The sequence below is a fragment of the Amycolatopsis sp. NPDC001319 genome (genome assembly GCF_042896185.1).
Classification (GTDB): domain Bacteria; phylum Actinomycetota; class Actinomycetes; order Mycobacteriales; family Pseudonocardiaceae; genus Amycolatopsis.
The window spans coordinates 195,253-214,611 of the sequence record NZ_JBIAWY010000013.1 but is presented as its reverse complement, the minus strand read 5'-3'; the positions used below and the strand labels follow the sequence as shown (position 1 = coordinate 214,611).

Sequence of the window (19,359 nt, the reverse complement as noted above, 5' to 3'; positions counted from 1 at the left end):
CGAACGGGTTTTCAGCGTTCCACCGGAGTGATGCGGGTGTTACGCAGGTGTTCGTAGACGATCGACGTGCGGACGTCGGCCACTTCGGGGCGCGCGGTGAGCTTGTCGATGACAAAGGCGTACAGGCTGGCGTTGTCGGGGACCGCGACGTGGAGGATGAAGTCCTCGGTGCCGGTGGTGACGTAGAGGCCGAGGATGTCGGGCAGCGTGGTGACCCAGTTGCGGAAGCCTTCGATGACGCGGCGCGACGGCGGGCGCACGCGGACCGCGACGAGGGCCTGCACCGAGCGGCCGATGGCGGGCAGGTTCACGTCGAGGGTCGCGCCCTGGATGATGCCGCGCTGGCGCAGCGCGCGGGTGCGGTCGAGGGCGGTGGTGGGCGAGACGCCGACGGCGGCGGCGACGTCGCGGTTGGTCTTCCGGACGTCTGACTGCAGTTCCCGCAGGATCGCCTTATCAAGTTCGTCCACGTCCGCCTCCAAGGGGCCCAGTCCGATACTTGTACAGATCGTAGGCGATTCCGCTGGTTGTTCGTCTAGCTTGCTGGAGAAACAGCAGTACGAACAGCCAGGGAGGTCCGGCTTTGACCGAGGAAAGTTCGCCGATCGGGTTCACTCCGGACGAGGTCGCGACCGTGTCGACGCGGGCGGCTCGCTTGAAGTGGGTGGTCGTGGTCGACGGAAGTCTGCCGCCGGGGCGCGCGGTGAACGCGGCGATCTGCGCGGCCGCGGCGACCGCGCCGAACATCACGGGACTGCTCGGCGAAGACGCCGTGGATGCCGACGGGCAGGCCCATCCCGGGCTGCCGTGGACGGGGTGCTCGGTGCTGGCCGCCGACGGGCCGACGCTGCGCACCATCCGTGCCAAGGCCGCGGCGTCGCCCGGGTGCTTCGTGGCGGACATGCCGGCGGTCGCGCAGCACACGCTGCTGTACGCGGATTACCTCGCCGGTGTGAAGGAAAGCACCGGCGAGGAGCTCGGCTACTACGCGGTGAGCATCGTCGGCCCGCGCAACCGCGTGGCCAAGATCGTCGGGAAGCTGCCGTTGCTCCCGTGACCCGCTAGCGCAGGGCAGCCGAGGCGTAGTCCCACAGGCGGTCCGCCGCGACGGGGTCCAGGGCCCACCGCGCGACGCCCGCCATCGAGTCGACGCCGGCGGCCGCGAGGTTCGCGCCGCCGTCGATGGCGGGTGCTTCCTGGTTGTCCTCGAAGTAGCGGCCGGCCACGCCGTTGAGCAGCGGCGACGCGGCGAGCAGCGTGGGCGTGGCGGCGCCCTGCTCGGGGGTCTTGAAGTACGCCGGGGTGATGGCGTTGCCGTCGTCGTCGAGAGCGCCGAGCAGGCGCAGGGCGTCCGGCGAGAGGTGGCGCATGAGGTTCGTGCGGATGACGCCCGGCGCGCACGCGTTGGCGTAGATGCCTTCGCCGCCCCAGCGCCGGCTGATCCCGACGGCGAGCAGCACACTCGCGGTCTTCGACTGGCCGTAGGCGACGAGCGGGTCGTAGGGCCGGTGCTCGAAGTGCGGGTCGGCGAAGGAGAAGTCCGTCAGCAGGTGCGCGCCCGAGCTGAGGACGACGACGCGGGCCCCGCCGCCGGCGCGCAACGCGTCCCACAGGCCGGTGACGAGCGCGAAGTGGCCCAGGAAGTTGATGCCCAGGTGCATTTCCCAGCCCTCGGCGGTGACCTCGCGCTCGGGCAGCGCCATCACGCCGGCGTTGGCGACCAGCGCGTCGACCGGCCCTTGCCACTGCGCGCAGAAGGCCCGCACCGAACCGAGGTCGGCGAGGTCGAGCGCCGCGACGTCGACGCGGGGGAACTCCTCGACGAGCTGCTTGGCGTGAGCCGGCGTGCGGGTGGCGATGGTGACGTGCGCGCCGGCCGCCGCGAGCGCGCGGACGGTCTCGGCGCCGAGTCCGGAAGCCCCTCCGGTGACGATCACGCGACGGCCGGTGAGGTCCACTCCGGCGAGGACCTCGGCGGCCGTGGCTCGCGCGCCGAACGGGGTGGTGATGGTGGTCATGGGGTCCTTCGCGGTACAGGTCCAGTGTGGACGGTGAGGGAAGCGGACCGGCGGGTCAGGACGCGCCGGGCGTGTAGTGACCCGGCACCATGCGGGTCGACACGCCGAAGCGGTTGAACGCGTTGATCGTCGTGATCGCCGCGATGAGGTGGGCGAGCTCGGTCTCGTCGAACTGCTGCGCCGCCTTCGCGTAGACCTCGTCGGGCACGAAGCCTTCGGTGAGCACGGTGACGGCCTCGGTCAGCTCGATCGCCGCGATCTCGCGCGCGGTGTAGAAGTGCTTCGACTCGGCCCACGCGGCCAGCTGCAGAATGCGTTCGGCCGACTCGCCGGCCGCCAGCGCGTCCTTGCTGTGCATGTCGAGGCAGAACGCGCAGTGGTTCAGCTGCGACGCGCGGATCTTGACCAGGTTCACCAGGCTCTCGTCGAGGTGCTTCTTCGCCGCGGTGTCCAGGCGCAGCATCGCCTTGAACACGTCGGGGGCGAGCTTCATCCAATCCAGGCGCGGGGTGTGCTCGGGCAGGCGTTCAGTCGTCATGGGATCCACGCTAAGCGCCGGTGCCCGCGCGCAAGTGGTCCAATTCCGGCCGCCGATCGTGGGCCAATCGCGGGTGGCGCAGTGCACAGTGGACAGCCCCGGAAACGTCCCTACAGTGGGAAGAACCGACTCCCCGGAGGATCCCCGTCATGACCGCACCGTCCTGGAAGGACACCGGACCGTGGCTCGTCGCGCTGGACATCGACGGCACCCTGATCCGCGAGGACGGTTCCCTTAGCGACGCCGTGGTCACCGAGGTCCGCCGGCTCGACGCCGCCGGGCACCACGTGGTGCTCACCACCGGCCGCTCCGCCGTGAGCACCGTCCCCGTCCTCGACCGCCTGGGCATCACGCCGCGGTTCCTGGTCTGCTCCAACGGCGCCGTCACCCTGCGCGAGTCCGGATCCGGCTTCCGGCGCCACCACGTGGAGTCGTTCGACCCGGCCGAGTCGCTGCTCGCCATCCGCACACACCTGCCGAGCGCCCGCTTCGCCGTCGAGGACGAGCTGGGCCGCTACCGCTGCACCGAACCGTTCCCCGACGGCACGACCGGCCTCGACGACGCGCAGGCCGCGGTGCCGTTCGAAGCGCTGCTGACCACGAAGGCAACCCGTGCCGTCGCGTTCGCGCCGGGGCACGACATGGCCGATTTTCTCGCCCTGGTCTCGAAAATGCGGTTGCGGAACGTGAGCTTTGCCCTCGCCTGCACCCCGTGGCTCGACCTCGCCGCCGAGGGCGTGAACAAGGCCGCGGCGGCCGAACGCGTCCGCGCCGAGCTCGCGGTCCCCCGGCACCGCGTGCTCGCCGTCGGCGACGGCCACAACGACATCGAGCTCCTCGCGTGGGCCGCCGAACGCGGGCGCGGGGTCGCGATGGGACAGTCCCCCGCCGAGCTGATCGCCGCCGCGGGCGAGCTCACCGGCACCGTGCTCGAAGACGGCCTCGCGCAGGTGCTCGCCACGCTATGACCGCGGCAGCACCGAGCACAACGCCGCCAACGCCCCCGACCACGCGCTGTCCGACGGCGTCGCGTACCCGACGACCAGCCCGTCGCGCCCGCTGTCGGCCTGCACCGACGGATGCGCGAAGTCGCCCAGCCCGTCGAGCGCCAGCCCCACCCGCGCACCCGCGGTGATCACCGAACGCTCGGTGCCCGGCGGAAGGTCGAGCACCGCGTGCAACCCCGCGGCGATCCCGGACACGCGGATTCCCGGCGCGTGCTCGGCGACGGCCGCCACCAGCTGGTCGCGCCGGCGGCGGTAGCGCAGCCGCATCGCGCGGACGTGCCGATCGTAGTCGCCGGAGGTGAGGAACTCGGCGAGCGTCAGCTGGTCGAACGAGCCCGGCGCCCAGTCGACGTGGCCCTTCGCGGCGATCACCTCGGGCGTCACCGAGCGCGGCAGCACGAGCCACCCGAGCCGCAGCCCCGGCGCCAGCGACTTGCTCGCCGTGCCGAAGTAGCAGACGCGCTCGGGATCGAGGCCCTGCAACGCACCGACGGGCTGGCGGTCGTACCGGAACTCCCCGTCGTAGTCGTCTTCGAGCACCAGCCCGCCCGTCGACCGAGCCCAGTCGACCGCGGCCGCGCGCCGGTCCGGACGCAGCGCGCCGCCGGTCGGGTACTGGTGCGCGGGGGTGAGCAGAACCGCGCCGGCGTCGAGCGAACGCAGCCCCTCGGTGCACGTGCCGTCCTCGTCCAGCGGCAACGCCGGGGTTTCCAGGCCGGTTTCGGTGAGCAGGTCGTAGTACTGCGGCACGCCGTAGGTCTCGACGGCGACCGTGCCGACCCCGCGCGCCCGCAGCACGCTGCCGATCAGCCGCAGCCCGTGCACGAATCCCGCGCAGATCACGATCCGTTCGGGCGACGCGTAAACGCCGCGGGCGCGCGCCAGGTAGTCGGCGAGCGCCGTGCGGAGTTCGACGCGGCCGCGAGGGTCGCCGTAGCCCAGGGCTTCGTGGGGCGCGGCCATGATCGCGCGCCGGGACGCCGCGAGCCACTGCGCGCGCGGGAAACTCGCCAGGTCCGGGTTGCCGGGCAGCAGGCTGAACCGCGTGTCCGACGTGCGGATCGGCGTCGGACGACGGAGCGCGACGCGGTCGGAGCCGGGCGTCGGCGTCCGGCGGGGCTCCGCCCGGCGGGCGACACGCGTGCCGGAACCCTGCCGTGCGGTGAGCCAGCCTTCGGCCACGAGCTCGGCGTACGCGTCGGCCACGGTGTTGCGCGCGATCGACAGGTCGGCGGCCAGCGTGCGTGACGAAGGCAGCTGCGCACCGGGCAGCAACCGGCCCGAGCGCACGGCTTCGCGCAACGCGTCCATCAGCGACGTCCGCAGGCCGTGGCGGCCGCGAAGGTCCAGGTGGTCGAGGTGCAGATCGGCGCCGAGGCCCTCGGCGGAGCGCCTGCCCTCGGGTGAAGTGGCCCGTGTTCCCGCCATGGAAATGGACCATACACCTGGCCCAATCGCACCCTAGCGTGGGTTTTGAGCCCAGCGCGCGGGCCACGAATCTGGTTGCTATTTACTACCACTATGGCCCGAAACCCCTTAGGAACGCCATGACCTCCGTCGACGTCCGGAAAACCCCCGGACCACCACGCCCCGGCATCAGCACCGGGTTCGCCGTCCTGCTCGCCGTCGTCTGCGGCATCGCGGTGGCGAACATCTACTACGCCCAGCCACTGCTGGAGGACATCGGCCGCGACCTCGGCGTCGGCGCGGCCGGGCTCGGCTTCGTGACGACCGTGACCCAGGTCGGTTACTTCGCCGGCCTGATCCTGCTGGTGCCACTGGGTGATCTGCTCAACCGCCGCGTGCTGATCCCCGTCGGTTCGGTGATCGCGGCGCTGGCGCTGCTCGGCGTGGCCGTGGCTCCGAACTCGGTGGTGTTCTTCATCGCCAGCGGCATCGTCGGCCTCGCGACGGTGGTGCAGCAGGTGATCATCGCCTACTCCGCCGTGCTGGCCAGCCCCGAATCACGCGGCCGCGTGCTCGGCATCGTGACCAGCGGCGTCGTGATCGGCATCCTGCTCGCGCGGACCGTGGCCGGCCTGCTCGCCGACGCGTTCGGCTGGCGCTCGGTGTTCGTCGTGTCGGCGGTGCTGATGCTCGGCGTCGCGGTCGTGCTCGGCCTGCGGCTGCCGCCGGAACTGCCGGACCGGCCGTCGGTCTCGTACCGCAAGCTGATCACGTCGATCGTCACGCTGACCGTGCGCGAGCGCGTGTTCCGCGTGCGGAGCCTGATCACGCTGTTCATGTTCGCCGGCTTCGGTGCGCTGTGGGGCTCGATGGCGCTGCCGCTTTCGGCCGAGCCGTGGAACTTGTCGACGTCGGCGGTCGGGCTGTTCGGCCTCGTCGGCGCCGCGGGCGCGTTCGGTGCCGCCCGCGCCGGCTCCCTGGCCGACCGCGGCCGGGCACAGTGGGTCACCGGCATCACGCTCGTGCTGTTCGCGGTGTCCTGGCTGCCGATCGCGTGGCTGCCGAAGTCGCTGATCCCCCTTGTCGTCGGGATCATCGTGGTCGACTTCGCCGGCCAGGCCATCCACGTGACCAACCAGCACCTCATCGTGGGCCTCGACCCGAACGCGAGCAGCCGCCTCATCGGCAGCAACATGGCCTACTACTCCGTGGGTTTCGGCGGCGGCGCCGTCGCGGCGACCACGGTGTACAGCGCGTGGGGCTGGACCGCGGTCTGCGTCCTCGGCGCCGGGTTCAGCCTGGTGGCCCTGCTGGTGTGGGGCGCCGACCGGCTGTCGGCGGCCCGCCTTGCTCCGGCAGTGGCGTAAGTGCCCGATTGGCCCACAGTTCTACGGTAGAAATGGACCACGGGCCCGTGCCAAATGACACGTAGCGTGGTTGATGCCAGACAATTCGCAGAACCAGGAGAGATGATGAAGATTTTCCTCGCCGGCGCTTCCGGTGTGCTCGGACAGCGGCTGATCCCGCGGCTGGTCGAGGCCGGGCACCAGGTCGGCGCGATGACGCGGTCGGCCGCCAAGATGGAATCGTTGATCGACCTCGGCGCCGTCGCGATCCTGTGCGACGTGTTCGACCGCGACGCGCTCGTGCAGGCCGTCCGCGACTTCAAGCCGGACGTGGTACTCAACGAGCTGACCGACTTGCCCGACGACTTCGCGAAGATCGCCGACCACACCGAGCGCAACGCCCGCATCCGCACCGAGGGCAACCGCAACCTGATCGCGGCCGCGCGCGCGGCCGGCACGCCGAAGATCCTCGCGCAGAGCGTGGCGTGGCAGCTGCCCGACGGCCCCGACGCCGTCGCGGTGAAGGACCTCGAGCAGTCGGTGCTGGCCGAAGGCGGTGTGGTGCTGAGCTACGGCCAGTTCTACGGCCCCGGCACCTACAACGAGGGTGCACTGCCCGCCGAGCCTCGCGTGAGCCTCGACCGCGCGGCCGAGCTCACGGTCGAAGCGCTCGACGCGCCGACGGGTGTGGTGAAGATCGTCGACTGACTCGGGAAATCGATCCGAGAACGCGCCGGCCGGGTCAGCCCGGCCGGCGCGTTGTCAGGCGAACGTCGAGTCCGACCCGTTCTCCTGCGCGTACGCGATCAACGCCCGCGGCGCGCGTTCGATGTGGGCCGCCAGGAGCTCCACGGCCGGCTCGGCGTCGCGGTTCAGCGCGAAGTCCTTGAGGCGGCGGTGTTCGCCGGCGACGTCACGCTGGTGGTCGTCGGTGAGCGCCCAGTACCAACGGCGGTAGAGCTCGGCGCTGTCACGCAACGACGTGGCGATCGCCTCGAGCCGCGGGCTGCCGCTGCCGGCCAGCAACGCGCGGTGGAAGTCGCGGTGGGCCAGCGTCCAGCTTTCGTTGTAGGAACCGTCTTCGAGAGTCACCGGCGTGCGGTCGAGCGCGTGGTGCGTGCCGAGCACCGACGTCTCCCAGCCGATGTCGCCGAGTTCGAACGACTGCCGCAGCGCCAGGGACTCGATCTGCACGCGGACCTTCGTGAGGTCCGCCAGATCGCCGACGGACAGCGGGCGCACGGTGAACCCGCGCTGCGGCGTGGAAACCAGCAGTCCCTGTTCCGCCAGCCGCGTCAGCGCTTCGCGCACCACGGACATGCTCACGCCGAAGCGCGTGCTCAGCTCCTGGGACTTCATGCGCTGCGCCGGCTCGAAGCGGCCGCCGAGGAGGTCGGCCCGCAGCGTCTCGAAGACTTCCCCGGTCCGGCTCGGAGCAGGTTTCGTCACCACTCGGACAGTCCAGTTCGGAATCGATATTCCACGGCCACAACGGAAGTCCGCGTCAGTCGGCGACCAGGTCGTTGCGCAGCCGGCCGATGCCCTCGATCTCACTGACCAGCGTGGTACCGGGGATCAAGTAGCGCTTGGGGTCCCGGCCCATCCCGACGCCGGCCGGCGTGCCCGTGAAGATCACGTCACCCGGCAGCAGCGGCAGGACCGACGACAGGTACGAAACCAGCGCCGGCACCGAGAAGATGAGGTCGCCGGTGCGGCCGTCCTGCAGCACCTCGTCACCGACGGAGCAGCTCAGCGCGAGGTCGTCGCGGTCGGCCGGCTCGTCGGGTGTCACGATCGCGGGACCGAGGGGGCTGAAGCCGGGGTAGGACTTGCCGAGCGAGAACTGCGGCACCGCCCCGGCGAGCTGAACGTCGCGTTCGGACAGATCCTGCCCGATCGTGAGGCCCGCGACGTGGTCCCAGCCCTGCTCCTCGGTGACGCCCTCGGCTCGCTTGCCGATCACCACCACGAGCTCCACCTCCCAGTCGACCGACGCGCTGGGCAGCCGCACCGCGTCGTACGGGCCGGTGATGCTCGTGACGAACTTCGTGAACACCGGGGGCGCGGTCGCCGAGGCCGGCATGCCCGCTTCGGACGCGTGCGCGGCGTAGTTCAGGCCGATGGCGAAGATCTGCGCCGGGCGCAGCACCGGCGGGCCGACCTCGGCGTCGGTGAACGGCACCGCGTCCTCGAAGGACTGCCCGCGCGCCCACGCGGCGAACCCGTCCCAGTTCTCGTAGACGCCGTCGGGGTCCGGGCCGAACAACCCGTCGCTGGCCTTCTCGACGTCGAGGGCGAGGTCGCCGGAGATCAGGGCGACCCGGCCGTTGATGTTTCCGTAGCGCATGGCGATTTTCCTTGTCTGCCAAGAAAGTCAGCGGGGCTGTGCGCACCGGTCACGAGCGACCCCATCGGCAGAGTAGCAAAATATCGATACTTTGCCAGTCTATCGTCGGAGCTGGTGATCCACGACACCGTCAGAAAAACCACCGGTCAGGAGTGCGGGTGGTCGTGGCCGGACGGACGCAGTGCGAGCGCCTCGGCGCGCGAGGCGACCTCGCCGCCGGGCACCGCACCGGTGTCGACGAGGACGTCTTCCAGCGCGGCGAGCCAGTGGTGGTAGTAGCTCCAGTCGCCGGCCCGGTCCGCTTCCCACGCACCGATGCGCGCGATGAGCGCCGCCTGGAAGCGCGGCCACTCGAACGCGCCGGCTTCGTACAGCGACACCGCCAGCCCGAACGCGCGGCTCTCCCACGGGGCCGCGAACAGCAGCTCGCCGTTGGCCCGCGGCGGCGCGGCAACGCCGTCGACGCTCAACGGCGCGCTCACGGGGCCGCCACTTTGGCCACGCCGACCATCGCGTCGCGCGTGACGAGCTCGACGAGTTCTTCCTCGGTCAGGTTTTCCGTGCCGGCCGGGCGTTCCGGCAGCACCAGCCAGCGCACCTCACTGCTGGAGTCCCGGACGGTGATGCGCACGTCCGCGTCGAGCTCCAATCCCATCTCCGACAGCACCTTCCGCGGCTCGCGGACCACCCGCGCACGGTAGGCCGGGTCCTTGTACCAGCTCGGCGGCAAGCCCAGCAGCGGCCACGGGTAGCAGGAGCACAGCGTGCACACGACGACGTTGTGGTCCTTCGCGGAGTTCTCGACCACCACGATGTGCTCGCCCTGCGGCCCGCCGAACCCGAGTTCCTTCGTGGCGGCCGTGCCGTCGGCCAGGAGGCGTTCGCGGTACGCCGGATCGGTCCACGCCTTCGCGACGACTTTGGCTCCGTTGAGCGGACCGATGTTCGTCTCGTACGTCGTGATGAGCCGGTCGACCACAGCCGGGTCGATCAGGCCGCGTTCGACGAGCAGTTGTTCGAGCGCCTCCGTGCGCAGCGCGGCCGACGGCCGTCCGGCGGTTTCTTCAGCAGTCACGCGATTTTCTCCAGGTACGAGGCGAACAGGTCCACGGTGACGTCAAAGGGCTCACTGTCCGCGCCCCAGAGCTCGCGCGAAGCGAAGCGCACCGTGTAGACGTACTGCGGGTTCTCCGCGACGAAGTGGGCGTTGGTGTCGGGCAGCACCGAAGCCGGCTGCACGACCTCGACGACGCCGACGTGCCCGCGCACGTACGCGGCCAGCCGGGCGTGCCCGGGCGGCGCCGTCGTTTTCGTGCGGACGCGGTCACCGGCCGCCAACTCCGGCGGAACATCGAGGACCCGCAGGGAACCCTCGGCCGTCGGCGCGTAGCCGGGCTTGTGCGGCACGGGAAGCGGGGGCTCTTCGACGTGGTCACCGGCCAGGTTGCGGGCCCGGGCGTCGACGGCTCCGGGTGCGAGCAGCGCGCTGTCGAGCAGCACGAGCTCACCGGCGTTGAGCCAGCGGCCCCAGTAGCCTTCGCCGAGGTAGGCGTCGCGGTCCTGGCGTTCGAGGCCGTGGCGGAAGGCGTCGAGGTTGGCGCCGGCCGCGCGCCAGGCCAGCGCGCCCAACGCGAAAGCCCGGGCGTTCCAGCGTTCGGGGAACACCGGCTCGTCGCGCCGCGGCGGAGGCACGGGGCCCCAGCCCTCGGTGCCGCCGAGGTCGGCGATCCCGTCCAAGACACCACCTCTCCAACTGGTAGTAAACTGCAACCAGACTAACCAGGGTGGTTTCAAACAGCAACCGGAGGTGGCCGCGGTGAGCGAGCGCACGTGGACGAGCCCGCGGTGCCCCGTCGCGCGGACGGTGGACCTCGTCGGGGACAAGTGGTCGCTGCTGATCATCCGCGACGCGTTCGACGGCATCCGCCGGTTCGGGCAGTTCCAGCGCAACCTCGGGGTGGCCAAGAACATCCTCGCCGACCGGTTGCGCAGCCTCGTCGACGCCGGCGTGCTGTCCGTCGAGCCGGCCTCGGACGGCAGCGCCTACCGCGAGTACGTGCTGACGAAGCGCGGCGAAGACCTGTTCGACCTCGTGGTCAGCCTGCGGCAATGGGGCCAGGACCACGCGTACGAACCCGGCGAGGACCACGTGCTGCTGGTGGACCGCGAGACGGAAGAGCCGATTCCGCGGCTCACCTACGTGACACCCGAGGGCACGCCGATCCACGCCGACGACACCCGCGTGCTCAAGTAAACCGTCCACTTCGGACGGATCAGTACACCTCGGCCAGACCGGCGAGCACGGCGTCGAGGAACCCCGGGAACCGCGCGTCGAGGTCTTCGCGGCGCAGGCACACGAAGTAGTTGCGGCCTTCGAGCTTCGTCCGCGTCAGCCCGGCCTCGCGCAGCACCTTCTTGTGGTGCGACAACGTCGACTTGTGCAGCGCGGCCAGCAGGCCTTCCGGCCCGCACGGGTGGAACTCGCCGTCGGCGAGCGTGACTAATACACGCATTCGCGCGTCGTCGGCGATCGCGTTGAGCACGTCGTCGAACCGGATGTCGGCGACAGCCGGTTCCTCCAGGTAGCGAGCCACAGCACCTCCTCGGCGACCTCAGTCACAACGGTACCAGATTCATCAAACCATCCTTGACGAGAGCCGTTTCGCCTTCTTATGGTTTGACGTACATCAAACCTTCCTCGAAGGGATCCCCCGTGTACCGACGCCTGCTCGTTCTCGCCCTGGGGACGTTCGCCGTGGGAACGGACGGCTTCGTGATCGCGGGCATCCTGCCCGAGATCTCGCGCTCGTTGCACACGAACGCCGCCGCGACCGGCCTCCTGGTGACGATGTTCGCCTTCACCTACGCGGTGTCGTCGCCGATCATCGCCGCCACCACCGCACACTGGCCGCGCAAACGGCTCCTGATCGCCGGGCTGCTGATCCTCGCGGTCGGCAACGTCCTCACCGCCACCCTGCCCCTCTACGGGCTGGTGCTCGCCAGCCGCGTGATCGCCGGCCTCGGCGCCGGGATGTTCACGCCCACCGCCAGCGCGACGGCGGCGTCGCTGGTGGAACCCCACCAACGCGGGCGCGCGCTCGCCGTCGTCATGGCCGGCCTCAGCTCCGCGACCGCGCTGGGCGCGCCGATCGGCACCGTGATCGGTTCGCAGACCAACTGGCAGACGACGTTGTGGTTCGTCGCCGCGCTCGCCGTGCTGGGTGCCGTGGGCGTCACCGTGCTGCTCCCCGCCGTCCCCGCCGCGCACGTCGCCGGGCTGCGCGAGCGGCTGGCGACGATGAAGGACGCGCGCATCGGCTTCACGCTGCTCACGACGTTGCTGGTGTTCACCGGCCTGTTCACCGACTACACGTTCGTCGGCGAATCGTTCGACCGCGCCACCGGCGGCAACGGCATCGCGCTCGCCATCCTGCTGTTCCTCTGGGGCGCGGGCGCCACCGTCGGCAGCATCACGGCCGGGCACCTCACCGACCGCATCTCCGGCCAGCGCATCATCGCCGTGGCGGTCGTGGTCGTGGGCATCGACTTCGCGCTGCTTCCCTTCAGCAGCCGCACCTTCGCCACGGCGGCCGTCGCGCTGTTCGTCTGGGGCGTCTGCGGCTGGGCGACGCTGGTGCCGCTGCAGCACCGGCTCATCGAGGTCTCGCCCGAGCACGCGCCGGTGAGCATCGGCCTCAACGCCTCCGCCACCTACCTCGCGACGGCCGCTTCGGGCCTCACGGGCGCGGCCGGGATCGCGGCGTTCGGCGCGTACAACCTCGGTCCGTTCGGCTTGATCTTCCTCGCACTGGGCCTGGTCGCGTCGATCGTGTCGACCCGGTTCGTCCACACCCGCCGGCCGGCTCCGGCCGCCCCGGTTCCCGCCGCGCCCGAGCACTGAGAAGTCCGAGTGACCCCGTCGCCGTCCGGGGTCACTCGGGCGGCCGCGACTCCCCCGCGTCGAATGCCGCCTGGTTCCCGCGGACCTGCGCCTGGTGCTCGGTCGACCACGCGCCGAGCGCCAGCACCGCCGACAGCAGCGACGAACCCAGCTCCGTGAGCGTGTACTCCACGCGCGGCGGCACCTCCGGGTGCGAGGTCCGGTCGACGAACCCGGCGCGCTGCAGCTGCTTCAGCGTCAAGGTCAGCATCCGCTGCGAAATCGCCGGCACGGCGGCGATCAGGTCCGAGTAGCGCAACGGGCCGCTCGCCAGCGTGCCGAGCAGCAGCACGCTCCACTTGTCCCCGACGAGGTCGAGCACCTCGCGCACGAAGTCCGCGTCGCGGTTCGCCCAGTGCGCACACGGCTCGGGCACTTGTGCGACCCTCAGCCGCACGTCGGTTCCCACGGTTCTCACCCCTCCACAGTAGCTCTTCGCCCGGCCCGGGCACGCACATCGATGTGCCTTTTGTAAGCCCCTCGGATCTGTTGCACCATCGGTGGAAAGCGGATCTCGAAGGGACCACAGTGGACGCCGAATTCTGGTCGGACGTCGTCTGCCCGTACTGCGGGCTGATGAACCACCGGCTGCACCTCGCACTCGAGCGGTTCGAGCACGGCGCCGAGGTGCGCCTGGTGCACCGTTCGTTCCAGCTGCACCCGGATCTGCCGCGCGAAGGCGTCAGCCAGCGGCAGCTGCTCGTCGAGCACGGCGTTCCGCAGGTCGAGCACGACGTCCTGCGGCCGTTGGAGCTCCTCGCGCAGGCCGAGGGCCTCACGCCGTACCACGTCCTCGACCGCACGCTCGGGCCGACGGACCTGGCGCACGAGCTGCTCGCGTTCGCCACCGAACAGGGGCGCGGCGACGAGATCTGGACCGCGATGTTCCAGGCCCACTTCGGCCACGCCCGCAAGCTGTGGACCCGCGCGGAAGTCCTGGACTTCGCCGCCGAGGCCGGCCTGGACGTCGACGCCGCCGCGGACGCGCTGGACAGCCACCGCTACCGCGCCCGCGTACTGGCCGACCAGGACATGGCCCAGCGCCTCGGCGCACGCGGCACACCGTTCCTCGTCCTCGGCGGCACCCACGCTCTCGCCGGCGCCGTCTCCACCGACGACCTCGTGTCGGCCCTGCAGACGGCCTGGGACGCCCGCCGGCCCGCCGCGCTCGGCGCGGGTGACGTGTGCACACCCGACGGCTGCACCTCCCCTTCCGCCTGACCCCTCAACTTCCGGAGAGACCCATGTCGTACCTCTTGCGCGTCAACGCTTCGGCCACCCCGGAGACGTCGTACTCCCGGCGCGTGGCCGACACCTTCACCGAGACCTGGACCGGTGAGGTCGTCACCCGCGATCTCGCCCGCAGCCCGGTCGCCCACCTCGACGCCGCCGGCATCACGGCGCGCGCCGTCGCGCCCGGCGACCGCACGGCCGAGCAGGCCACCGCCGCGGCGCTGCAGGACGAGCTCGTCGGCGAGTTCCTCGACGCGAGCGCGTACCTGTTCGCGGTGCCGATGTACAACTACTCGATCCCGTCGGTGTTCAAGGCCTGGCTGGACCAGGTCATGGTCCCCGGCCGCACGATCGGCCTCGGCCCGGGCGCCGCCCCCACGGCCGGGCGCCCCGCGGTCGTCGTCTCCGCCCGCGGCGGGGGCTACGGCCCGGGCGCTCCCCAGCACGGCAAGGACCACCTGGTGCCCGCCCTGCACACCATCCTCAGCGACACCGTCCTCTTCGGACTCGACGTGCACTTCATCACGCCGGAGCTGACCTTCGCCCCCACCGTCGACCAACTGCGCCCACTGCTGCACCTGCACGAGGAGTCCCTCGCCGAATCCCACGACCTCGCCCGCCGGCACGCCGAGAAGCTCAACGAGCTCGTTCGTCACGGTTAGTGATGTTCATGCTTCCGTTCGTAACCGTCGGCCGGAAGGGTGGCCCCGGTGGAAGGCTGCGTGGAAGGTTCGCTAAGCTGGCTTCCCGCAGCGCGCGATTAGCTCAGCGGGAGAGCGCTTCCCTGACACGGAAGAGGTCACTGGTTCAATCCCAGTATCGCGCACGTAGTCCGATGTGGACTCACCTGGAGGGCGATTAGCTCAGGGGGAGAGCGCTTCGTTCACACCGAAGAGGTCACTGGTTCGATCCCAGTATCGCCCACCACCACGATGGCCCCGGATCACTCGATCCGGGGCCATCGTGCTGTCCAGGGCACGGACGGGCCGGCCGCCGGCGCGATGTTGTGGTTGACGCGAAAGAGGTTCTGCGGGTCGTGGCGCCGTTTGAGCCGCGCGAGCCGCTCGTAGCGCGTTGAGCCGTACGCGGCGCGAACCTCGGCGGGGGTTGTGGCCTGGGACAGCAGGTTGGCGTTCCGCTCGTCCTGCGTCCACGGCGCGAGCGTCTCGACCAGGACGTCCAGCTGAACCTCCGCCGCGCCGGCCCCGACGAGGGCCCACGGCGCACCGCGACCGGCGACGGCGTTCCGCACGGCGGGCTCGTCGGCCAGCGCCCCGCCCAGCGCCCGCAGCTCCACGGAACGCAGCGAGGTGCCGGAATCCGGACCCGCAACGGCGAGGAGCGCGTCGGCCGCCTCGGCCGGGAACGACCGCAGGGCCGCCGCGCGCTGCAGCCACCCGACGGGCGCCGACGGGTCCAGGTGCAGGCGGTGACCGTCGCGGTACGCGGTCTCGGCGACGGTGTCGCGCACGGCCGGGGCGACGGCCCGCAGCGGCGCCAGCGCGGCTTGGGCCTCAACGGGTGGGCGCAGGGACGAGAAGCGCACGTGGACCACCAACTCCGCCGCCGGCGAGCGGCGCCGGAAGGCGATCGACGACGACACCTCCCGCGGCAGCGCCGTCACCCACTCCCGCCAGGCGTGCAGGACCGTCAAGGCGTGCTCTCCGGCGAAGAACAAGCCGCCGCCGTAGAAGGACCGCACGGGGAACAGCGAGAACTCCATCGACGTGACCACGCCGAAGTTCCCCTTGCCACCCCGCAGGCCCCAGAACAGCTCGGGCTCGGCGTCCGCGGTCACCTCGCGCACGGCACCGTCGGCCGTGACGAGCCGAAACGCGCGCACGTGGTCGGCGGCGTATCCGTGCGTCCGCCCCAGAATCGGGCTGTGCCCGCCACCGAGGTGGTAGCCGACGACCCCCACCGTGGGTGACGCGGCGCTCACGCCCGCCAGCCCGCTCTCGCCGGCCCGTTCGGTGACCTGGCTCCAGCGCGCGCCGCCCTGCACCCGCGCGATCCCGGCCACCGGGTCTACCTCCACGGCGTCCATTCGCGACAGTGTGACCAGCACCGCGCCGCGCGCCCGGCTCACGACCTGGTGCCCGGTGGTGAGCACGGCGATCGGCAGCGCCCGGTCGGCCGCGAACCGCACCGCCTCCCGCACATCGGCCACGGTGACCGCCCCGATGGCCACGGCGGGCCGCAGCGGCGTGGCCAGGTTGAAGGTCGCGCACTCGGCCTCGAACCCCGCGTCGCCGGGCAGCACGACGGGACCGGTGAGCCGCCTCGACAGCCCGGCGACCTCGGCCGGGGCCAGCGACTCCGACGCCGCCGTCTCGTAAGGGCTCATCGGCTTCGCCTCTCGCGCTCGACGGCCCCAGCCTCACCGGGCCCGTGAAACGCGAATCAGACTTGCGACGCAGGTCACCGTCGCGAAGGGACGATGGGGCACCTCACGGGGCCGGGGCATCCCCGTCGGGGGCCGGCGGTCGCGACGACCCAGCCCGTGATTCCCCGCAACACTCCGGAGTTCCGCACCTCCAGCGCATCGAAGTGCCGCGTCCACGGCCGCACCGCGGCTTCATCCGCGACGGCCGGCCTCAGCGCGGCGTCCGCCGGCCGAGCAGGCGGCTTGTATCCTTCACCCCGAGTTCGTCCGTATCCGGACGACCGGTCCGCGGGCGGAGGTGTTCGGCGATGGCGAAGTCCGATCCGGTCGAGTTCGACCTCTACGGGATGATCGGGCACCTGCTGCGCACCACGCAGCAGCTGCACGTCGCCATCTGGTCCGACGTGTTCCCCGGCGGCCTCACCTCGCCGCAGTTCGCGGTGCTGCACGCGCTGGCCCACGAGGGCCCGCTGACCCAGACGACGCTGCGCTCCCGCGCCCGCCTCGACCGCTCGACGGCCGCGGACGTGATCCGCCGGCTCGTCGCCCGGCGGCTGGTCAGCCAGGTGAAGGACCCCGAAGACGCCCGCCGCCGCGTCGTGCGGCTGACGAGCGCCGGGCGCGCCCTGTACGCCGAGGCGACCGAGCGCGCGGTGGAGGTCAACGACCGGATGCTCGAAGGCCTCGACACCACCGAACGCAAGCAGCTCGTCGACAGCCTTAAGTCGCTGCTGGAACACCACCGCGGCCTGCTGGACTACCAGGACTGAGCGCTCACAGCAGCTCTTCGCGATACAGGCCGAGCGCCCGCACCACCGGCTCGTTGGAGTAGGAGAACAGCACCGCGTCTTGCGACTTCGACGAGTTCACGTGCTGGTAGGTCGCCCACGACGGCACCACGAAGATGTCCTTCTCCCCCCACGTGAGCTCGTGGCCGTCGACGATCGTGGTGCCCTCGCCGCGCACGGCGTGCAGGATCGTGCCGGCCGTGTGGCGGCGGGCTTCGCCGCGGAAGCCGGGGACGAGCCGCTGGATGCGGCACGACACCGTCGGCATCACCGGACCGCCGGTCCAGGGATTCGTGTACTCCAGCACCACGCCGTCGACGTCGCTGCCGTCGGCGTTGTCCGCGATCGCCTCGAACGCGCGCGAGGTCTCGGCCCACGGGTAGTTGCCGATCGGCGAGTTCGCACTGCGCTCGGCGATCCACGCGGGGTTCAGGCGGCCGTGGATGAACTGCGCCGAGGAAAGCCCGTCGGGCACGGAAACCTTCTGCGCGGTCTCGGAGTGGAGCTCGAAGAACTGGGTGTCGAGCGAGTTGACGAGCGGGAAGTCGAGGCCGTCGAGCCACATCATCGGGCCCTCGCCCTCGTGGTAGTGGTCGTGCCAGTGCCAGCCGGGCGTCAGCAGCAGGTCGCCAGGGTGCATGTGGACGCGTTCGCCGGACACGGTCGTGTAAGCGCCGGAACCCTCGATGATGAAGCGGAACGCGTTGGCGGAGTGGCGGTGCGCCTGCGCCTGCTCGCCGGGCAGGATGATCTGGATCCCGGCGTAGAGACCGGTCACCGTCGCGGATTCCTGCCGCAGCCCCGGGTTGATCAGCATCAGCACGCGTCGCTGGGCTTCCTCGATCGACAGCGCGTCGGCGAAGTGCAGCATGTATGGGCGCAGGCCGCGGTAGTCCCAGCGGAACGGCACCGCGCGCCTGGGCGGTTCGGCCGGGAACAGGTCGCCGAGGTGGCGCCAGAGCGTGCCGACGCTCTGCGCGGCCAGCTGCTCGTAGGCCTCGCCGGTGGTCACGGTCATGAGGTCCTCCTTCGAGCCGCCGCGAGGGCGGGCTGGGTGCTGGTGGGGTCGAATCCGTAGAGCCAGTCGACGATCTCGAAGTCGTCGGCGGCGCGGGGTTTGAGCGCATGGGCGCGCAGCAACGCGCCGACGCCGTCGAGGTGCAGAAGGTCACCCCAGGTGCGGGCGGTGGTCTGCACGCGGGCGGTTCGCGGGGCGCGGATGCGCTCGTAGGCAAGGAAAGCCGTCTCGACGTCGTCGTGCGCGGCGAGGCTGTCGGCGAGCGCGACGGAGTCCTCGATCGCCTGGCACGCGCCCTGCGCGAGGTACTGCAGCATCGGATGCGCGGCGTCGCCGACGAGCGTCACGCGGCCCTGGCTCCAGCCCGTCGCGGGTGGCCGGTCGAGCATCGCCCAGCGCCGCGAGCGGTCGATCAGCGCGATGCCGCGGGCGACCTCGGGGCAGGTGCCGCGGAAAGCGTCGTCGAGCTGGCGGCTCAGATCACCGTGCTGCGCGGGGTATCGGCGGGTGTCGAAGGTGGCGACCTGGTTGCACAGCTTGCCGCTGCGCACGGGGTACTGCACGAGGTGCAGGCCGGGGCCGACCCAGATCACCATGCTGTCGGGCTCGGTGAGGCCGCCGGTGACCTCCTCGACGGGCACGGTGCCGCGGTGGGCGACGTAACCGCAGTCCTCCGGTTCGCCGTCGCCGATGAGCAGGGCGCGGGTCGGTGAGTGCAGACCGTCGGCGCCGACGAGCGCTTCGGCTTCGTAGCGGGAGCCGTCGGCGCAGTCCACGGTGGCGTCGGGTCGCACGGTGACGACGTGCTTGCCCGCCAGGAGCTCGACTTTTCCGGTGGCCAGGCAGGCGTCCAGGAGAGCCCGGTGCAGGTCCGCGCGGTGCGTCACGAAGTACCGGTGCCGGAAACGGCCTTCGAACGACGCTTCGGTCTCGAGCGAGGTGATGCGTTCGCCGGTCATCGCGTCGCGCAGCACCAGGCTGCGGGGGAAGAACGCGTCGCGCGTCACCGCTTCCAGCACGCCCAGGCGGTCGAGCACACGGGACGCGTTGGGGCCGACCTGCAGGCCGGCGCCGATCTCGGCGAACTCGGGTGCCTGCTCCAGCACCCGCACCGCGTGGCCGTCGCGGGCCAGGGCGAGCGCGGCGGCCAAGCCCCCGATGCCACCACCCAGCACCAGCAGCCCGCCGCGTCGCGAGGAACTTTTCGTCAGCATGCTGACGAATGTCGCAGACGGCTTCCGTGCCTGTCAATGGCTTGACTCCTGCCTGGCCGGGTCATACCGTCCGTGTACAGATGGAATTTTCAGCGGGCGGCTTCTCGGGCCGCCCCC

23 protein-coding genes and 2 tRNA genes are annotated in these 19,359 nt (G+C 71.1%); 11 read left to right on the top strand and 14 right to left on the bottom strand.

Going from position 1 to position 19,359, the window contains the following annotated elements:
• Positions 1-11 precede the first annotated feature (11 nt).
• Entirely contained in the window at positions 12-470 is a 459-nt protein-coding gene (locus tag ACFY1H_RS39225; RefSeq protein ID WP_255638415.1) for an Lrp/AsnC family transcriptional regulator, read from the bottom strand.
• Between the two features lie 113 nt (positions 471-583).
• On the opposite strand from ACFY1H_RS39225, the gene ACFY1H_RS39220 reads away from it, so the two are divergent.
• Positions 584-1,057: a DUF2000 domain-containing protein gene (locus ACFY1H_RS39220; RefSeq protein WP_366579414.1), complete on the top strand. Its 474-nt coding sequence runs from the start codon at positions 584-586 to the stop codon at positions 1,055-1,057.
• A gap of 4 nt (positions 1,058-1,061) precedes the next feature.
• Here the strand turns inward: ACFY1H_RS39220 and ACFY1H_RS39215 are convergent, their stop codons facing one another.
• Entirely contained in the window at positions 1,062-2,018 is a 957-nt protein-coding gene (locus tag ACFY1H_RS39215) for an SDR family NAD(P)-dependent oxidoreductase (RefSeq protein WP_386955098.1), read from the bottom strand.
• A gap of 55 nt (positions 2,019-2,073) precedes the next feature.
• On the bottom strand, positions 2,074-2,556 hold the full coding sequence (locus ACFY1H_RS39210) for a carboxymuconolactone decarboxylase family protein (protein WP_366579417.1): 483 nt from the start codon (positions 2,554-2,556) through the stop codon (positions 2,074-2,076).
• A 149-nt stretch (positions 2,557-2,705) separates the two neighbouring features.
• On the opposite strand from ACFY1H_RS39210, the gene ACFY1H_RS39205 reads away from it, so the two are divergent.
• Positions 2,706-3,524 carry an HAD family hydrolase gene (locus ACFY1H_RS39205; RefSeq protein WP_386955095.1) on the top strand — a complete coding sequence of 273 codons (819 nt, stop codon included), beginning with the start codon at positions 2,706-2,708 and terminating at the stop codon, positions 3,522-3,524.
• Here ACFY1H_RS39205 and ACFY1H_RS39200 read toward each other — a convergent pair.
• The gene (locus ACFY1H_RS39200) at positions 3,519-4,991 is read right to left on the bottom strand and encodes a PLP-dependent aminotransferase family protein (RefSeq protein ID WP_386955092.1); all 1,473 of its coding nucleotides are present in this window, start codon (positions 4,989-4,991) and stop codon (positions 3,519-3,521) included. The genes ACFY1H_RS39205 and ACFY1H_RS39200 overlap by 6 nt on opposite strands.
• 119 nt (positions 4,992-5,110) lie before the next feature.
• Between ACFY1H_RS39200 and ACFY1H_RS39195 the strand changes: the two genes are divergently transcribed.
• Entirely contained in the window at positions 5,111-6,337 is a 1,227-nt protein-coding gene (locus ACFY1H_RS39195; RefSeq protein WP_386955089.1) for an MFS transporter, read from the top strand.
• Between the two features lie 105 nt (positions 6,338-6,442).
• Complete coding sequence (locus tag ACFY1H_RS39190) at positions 6,443-7,024, top strand: NAD(P)H-binding protein (protein WP_366579424.1); 582 nt, start codon at positions 6,443-6,445, stop codon at positions 7,022-7,024.
• Between the two features lie 54 nt (positions 7,025-7,078).
• Here ACFY1H_RS39190 and ACFY1H_RS39185 read toward each other — a convergent pair whose 3' ends face one another.
• The 5 genes from ACFY1H_RS39185 to nthB all read right to left on the bottom strand — a co-directional run bounded on the left by ACFY1H_RS39185 (position 7,079) and on the right by nthB (position 10,400).
• On the bottom strand, positions 7,079-7,765 hold the full coding sequence (locus ACFY1H_RS39185) for a GntR family transcriptional regulator (protein WP_386955086.1): 687 nt from the start codon (positions 7,763-7,765) through the stop codon (positions 7,079-7,081).
• A gap of 55 nt (positions 7,766-7,820) precedes the next feature.
• Positions 7,821-8,663: a fumarylacetoacetate hydrolase family protein gene (locus ACFY1H_RS39180; RefSeq protein ID WP_386955084.1), complete on the bottom strand. Its 843-nt coding sequence runs from the start codon at positions 8,661-8,663 to the stop codon at positions 7,821-7,823.
• A 146-nt stretch (positions 8,664-8,809) separates the two neighbouring features.
• Complete coding sequence (locus ACFY1H_RS39175; RefSeq protein WP_386955081.1) at positions 8,810-9,145, bottom strand: nitrile hydratase accessory protein; 336 nt, start codon at positions 9,143-9,145, stop codon at positions 8,810-8,812.
• Positions 9,142-9,738, bottom strand: coding sequence for a nitrile hydratase subunit alpha (nthA, locus tag ACFY1H_RS39170; protein ID WP_386955078.1), 597 nt, complete (start codon positions 9,736-9,738; stop codon positions 9,142-9,144). Before nthA ends, ACFY1H_RS39175 begins: the two co-directional genes overlap by 4 nt.
• Positions 9,735-10,400: a nitrile hydratase subunit beta gene (nthB, locus tag ACFY1H_RS39165; protein WP_386955076.1), complete on the bottom strand. Its 666-nt coding sequence runs from the start codon at positions 10,398-10,400 to the stop codon at positions 9,735-9,737. The genes nthA and nthB overlap by 4 nt, the downstream gene beginning before the upstream one ends.
• 79 nt (positions 10,401-10,479) lie before the next feature.
• Between nthB and ACFY1H_RS39160 the strand changes: the two genes are divergently transcribed.
• Entirely contained in the window at positions 10,480-10,917 is a 438-nt protein-coding gene (locus ACFY1H_RS39160; protein WP_386955073.1) for a winged helix-turn-helix transcriptional regulator, read from the top strand.
• 19 nt (positions 10,918-10,936) lie between these two features.
• Here ACFY1H_RS39160 and ACFY1H_RS39155 read toward each other — a convergent pair whose 3' ends face one another.
• Positions 10,937-11,257, bottom strand: coding sequence for a helix-turn-helix transcriptional regulator (locus ACFY1H_RS39155; protein WP_255638418.1), 321 nt, complete (start codon positions 11,255-11,257; stop codon positions 10,937-10,939).
• Positions 11,258-11,376: 119 nt separating this feature from the next.
• On the opposite strand from ACFY1H_RS39155, the gene ACFY1H_RS39150 reads away from it, so the two are divergent.
• Positions 11,377-12,564: an MFS transporter gene (locus ACFY1H_RS39150; RefSeq protein ID WP_386955069.1), complete on the top strand. Its 1,188-nt coding sequence runs from the start codon at positions 11,377-11,379 to the stop codon at positions 12,562-12,564.
• 31 nt (positions 12,565-12,595) lie between these two features.
• On the opposite strand, the gene ACFY1H_RS39145 is transcribed toward ACFY1H_RS39150, so the two are convergent.
• Positions 12,596-13,021 carry a helix-turn-helix domain-containing protein gene (locus ACFY1H_RS39145; protein ID WP_366579439.1) on the bottom strand — a complete coding sequence of 142 codons (426 nt, stop codon included), beginning with the start codon at positions 13,019-13,021 and terminating at the stop codon, positions 12,596-12,598.
• 110 nt (positions 13,022-13,131) lie between these two features.
• Between ACFY1H_RS39145 and ACFY1H_RS39140 the strand changes: the two genes are divergently transcribed.
• The 4 genes from ACFY1H_RS39140 (at position 13,132) to ACFY1H_RS39125 (ending at position 14,763) form a co-directional block, all read left to right on the top strand.
• The gene (locus ACFY1H_RS39140) at positions 13,132-13,824 is read left to right on the top strand and encodes a DsbA family protein (protein WP_386955065.1); all 693 of its coding nucleotides are present in this window, start codon (positions 13,132-13,134) and stop codon (positions 13,822-13,824) included.
• A 23-nt stretch (positions 13,825-13,847) separates the two neighbouring features.
• Positions 13,848-14,498, top strand: a complete 651-nt coding sequence (locus tag ACFY1H_RS39135; protein ID WP_386955063.1) for an FMN-dependent NADH-azoreductase — start codon at positions 13,848-13,850, stop codon at positions 14,496-14,498.
• A gap of 92 nt (positions 14,499-14,590) precedes the next feature.
• Positions 14,591-14,662, top strand: a tRNA-Val gene (locus ACFY1H_RS39130).
• A gap of 26 nt (positions 14,663-14,688) precedes the next feature.
• Positions 14,689-14,763, top strand: a tRNA-Val gene (locus tag ACFY1H_RS39125).
• A gap of 16 nt (positions 14,764-14,779) precedes the next feature.
• Here the strand turns inward: ACFY1H_RS39125 and ACFY1H_RS39120 are convergent.
• On the bottom strand, positions 14,780-16,183 hold the full coding sequence (locus ACFY1H_RS39120; RefSeq protein ID WP_386955060.1) for an FAD-binding oxidoreductase: 1,404 nt from the start codon (positions 16,181-16,183) through the stop codon (positions 14,780-14,782).
• 347 nt (positions 16,184-16,530) lie between these two features.
• Here ACFY1H_RS39120 and ACFY1H_RS39115 point away from each other — a divergent pair, with 347 nt between their 5' ends.
• A complete protein-coding gene (locus ACFY1H_RS39115) occupies positions 16,531-16,992 on the top strand; it encodes a MarR family winged helix-turn-helix transcriptional regulator (protein WP_386955057.1) in 462 nt (153 codons plus the stop codon).
• A gap of 4 nt (positions 16,993-16,996) precedes the next feature.
• On the opposite strand, the gene ACFY1H_RS39110 is transcribed toward ACFY1H_RS39115, so the two are convergent.
• Both ACFY1H_RS39110 and ACFY1H_RS39105 read right to left on the bottom strand, forming a co-directional pair.
• Complete coding sequence (locus ACFY1H_RS39110) at positions 16,997-18,028, bottom strand: cupin domain-containing protein (RefSeq protein ID WP_386955054.1); 1,032 nt, start codon at positions 18,026-18,028, stop codon at positions 16,997-16,999.
• Positions 18,025-19,242, bottom strand: coding sequence for an FAD-dependent monooxygenase (locus tag ACFY1H_RS39105; RefSeq protein WP_386955051.1), 1,218 nt, complete (start codon positions 19,240-19,242; stop codon positions 18,025-18,027). Before ACFY1H_RS39105 ends, ACFY1H_RS39110 begins: the two co-directional genes overlap by 4 nt.
• Positions 19,243-19,359: the final 117 nt, after the last annotated feature.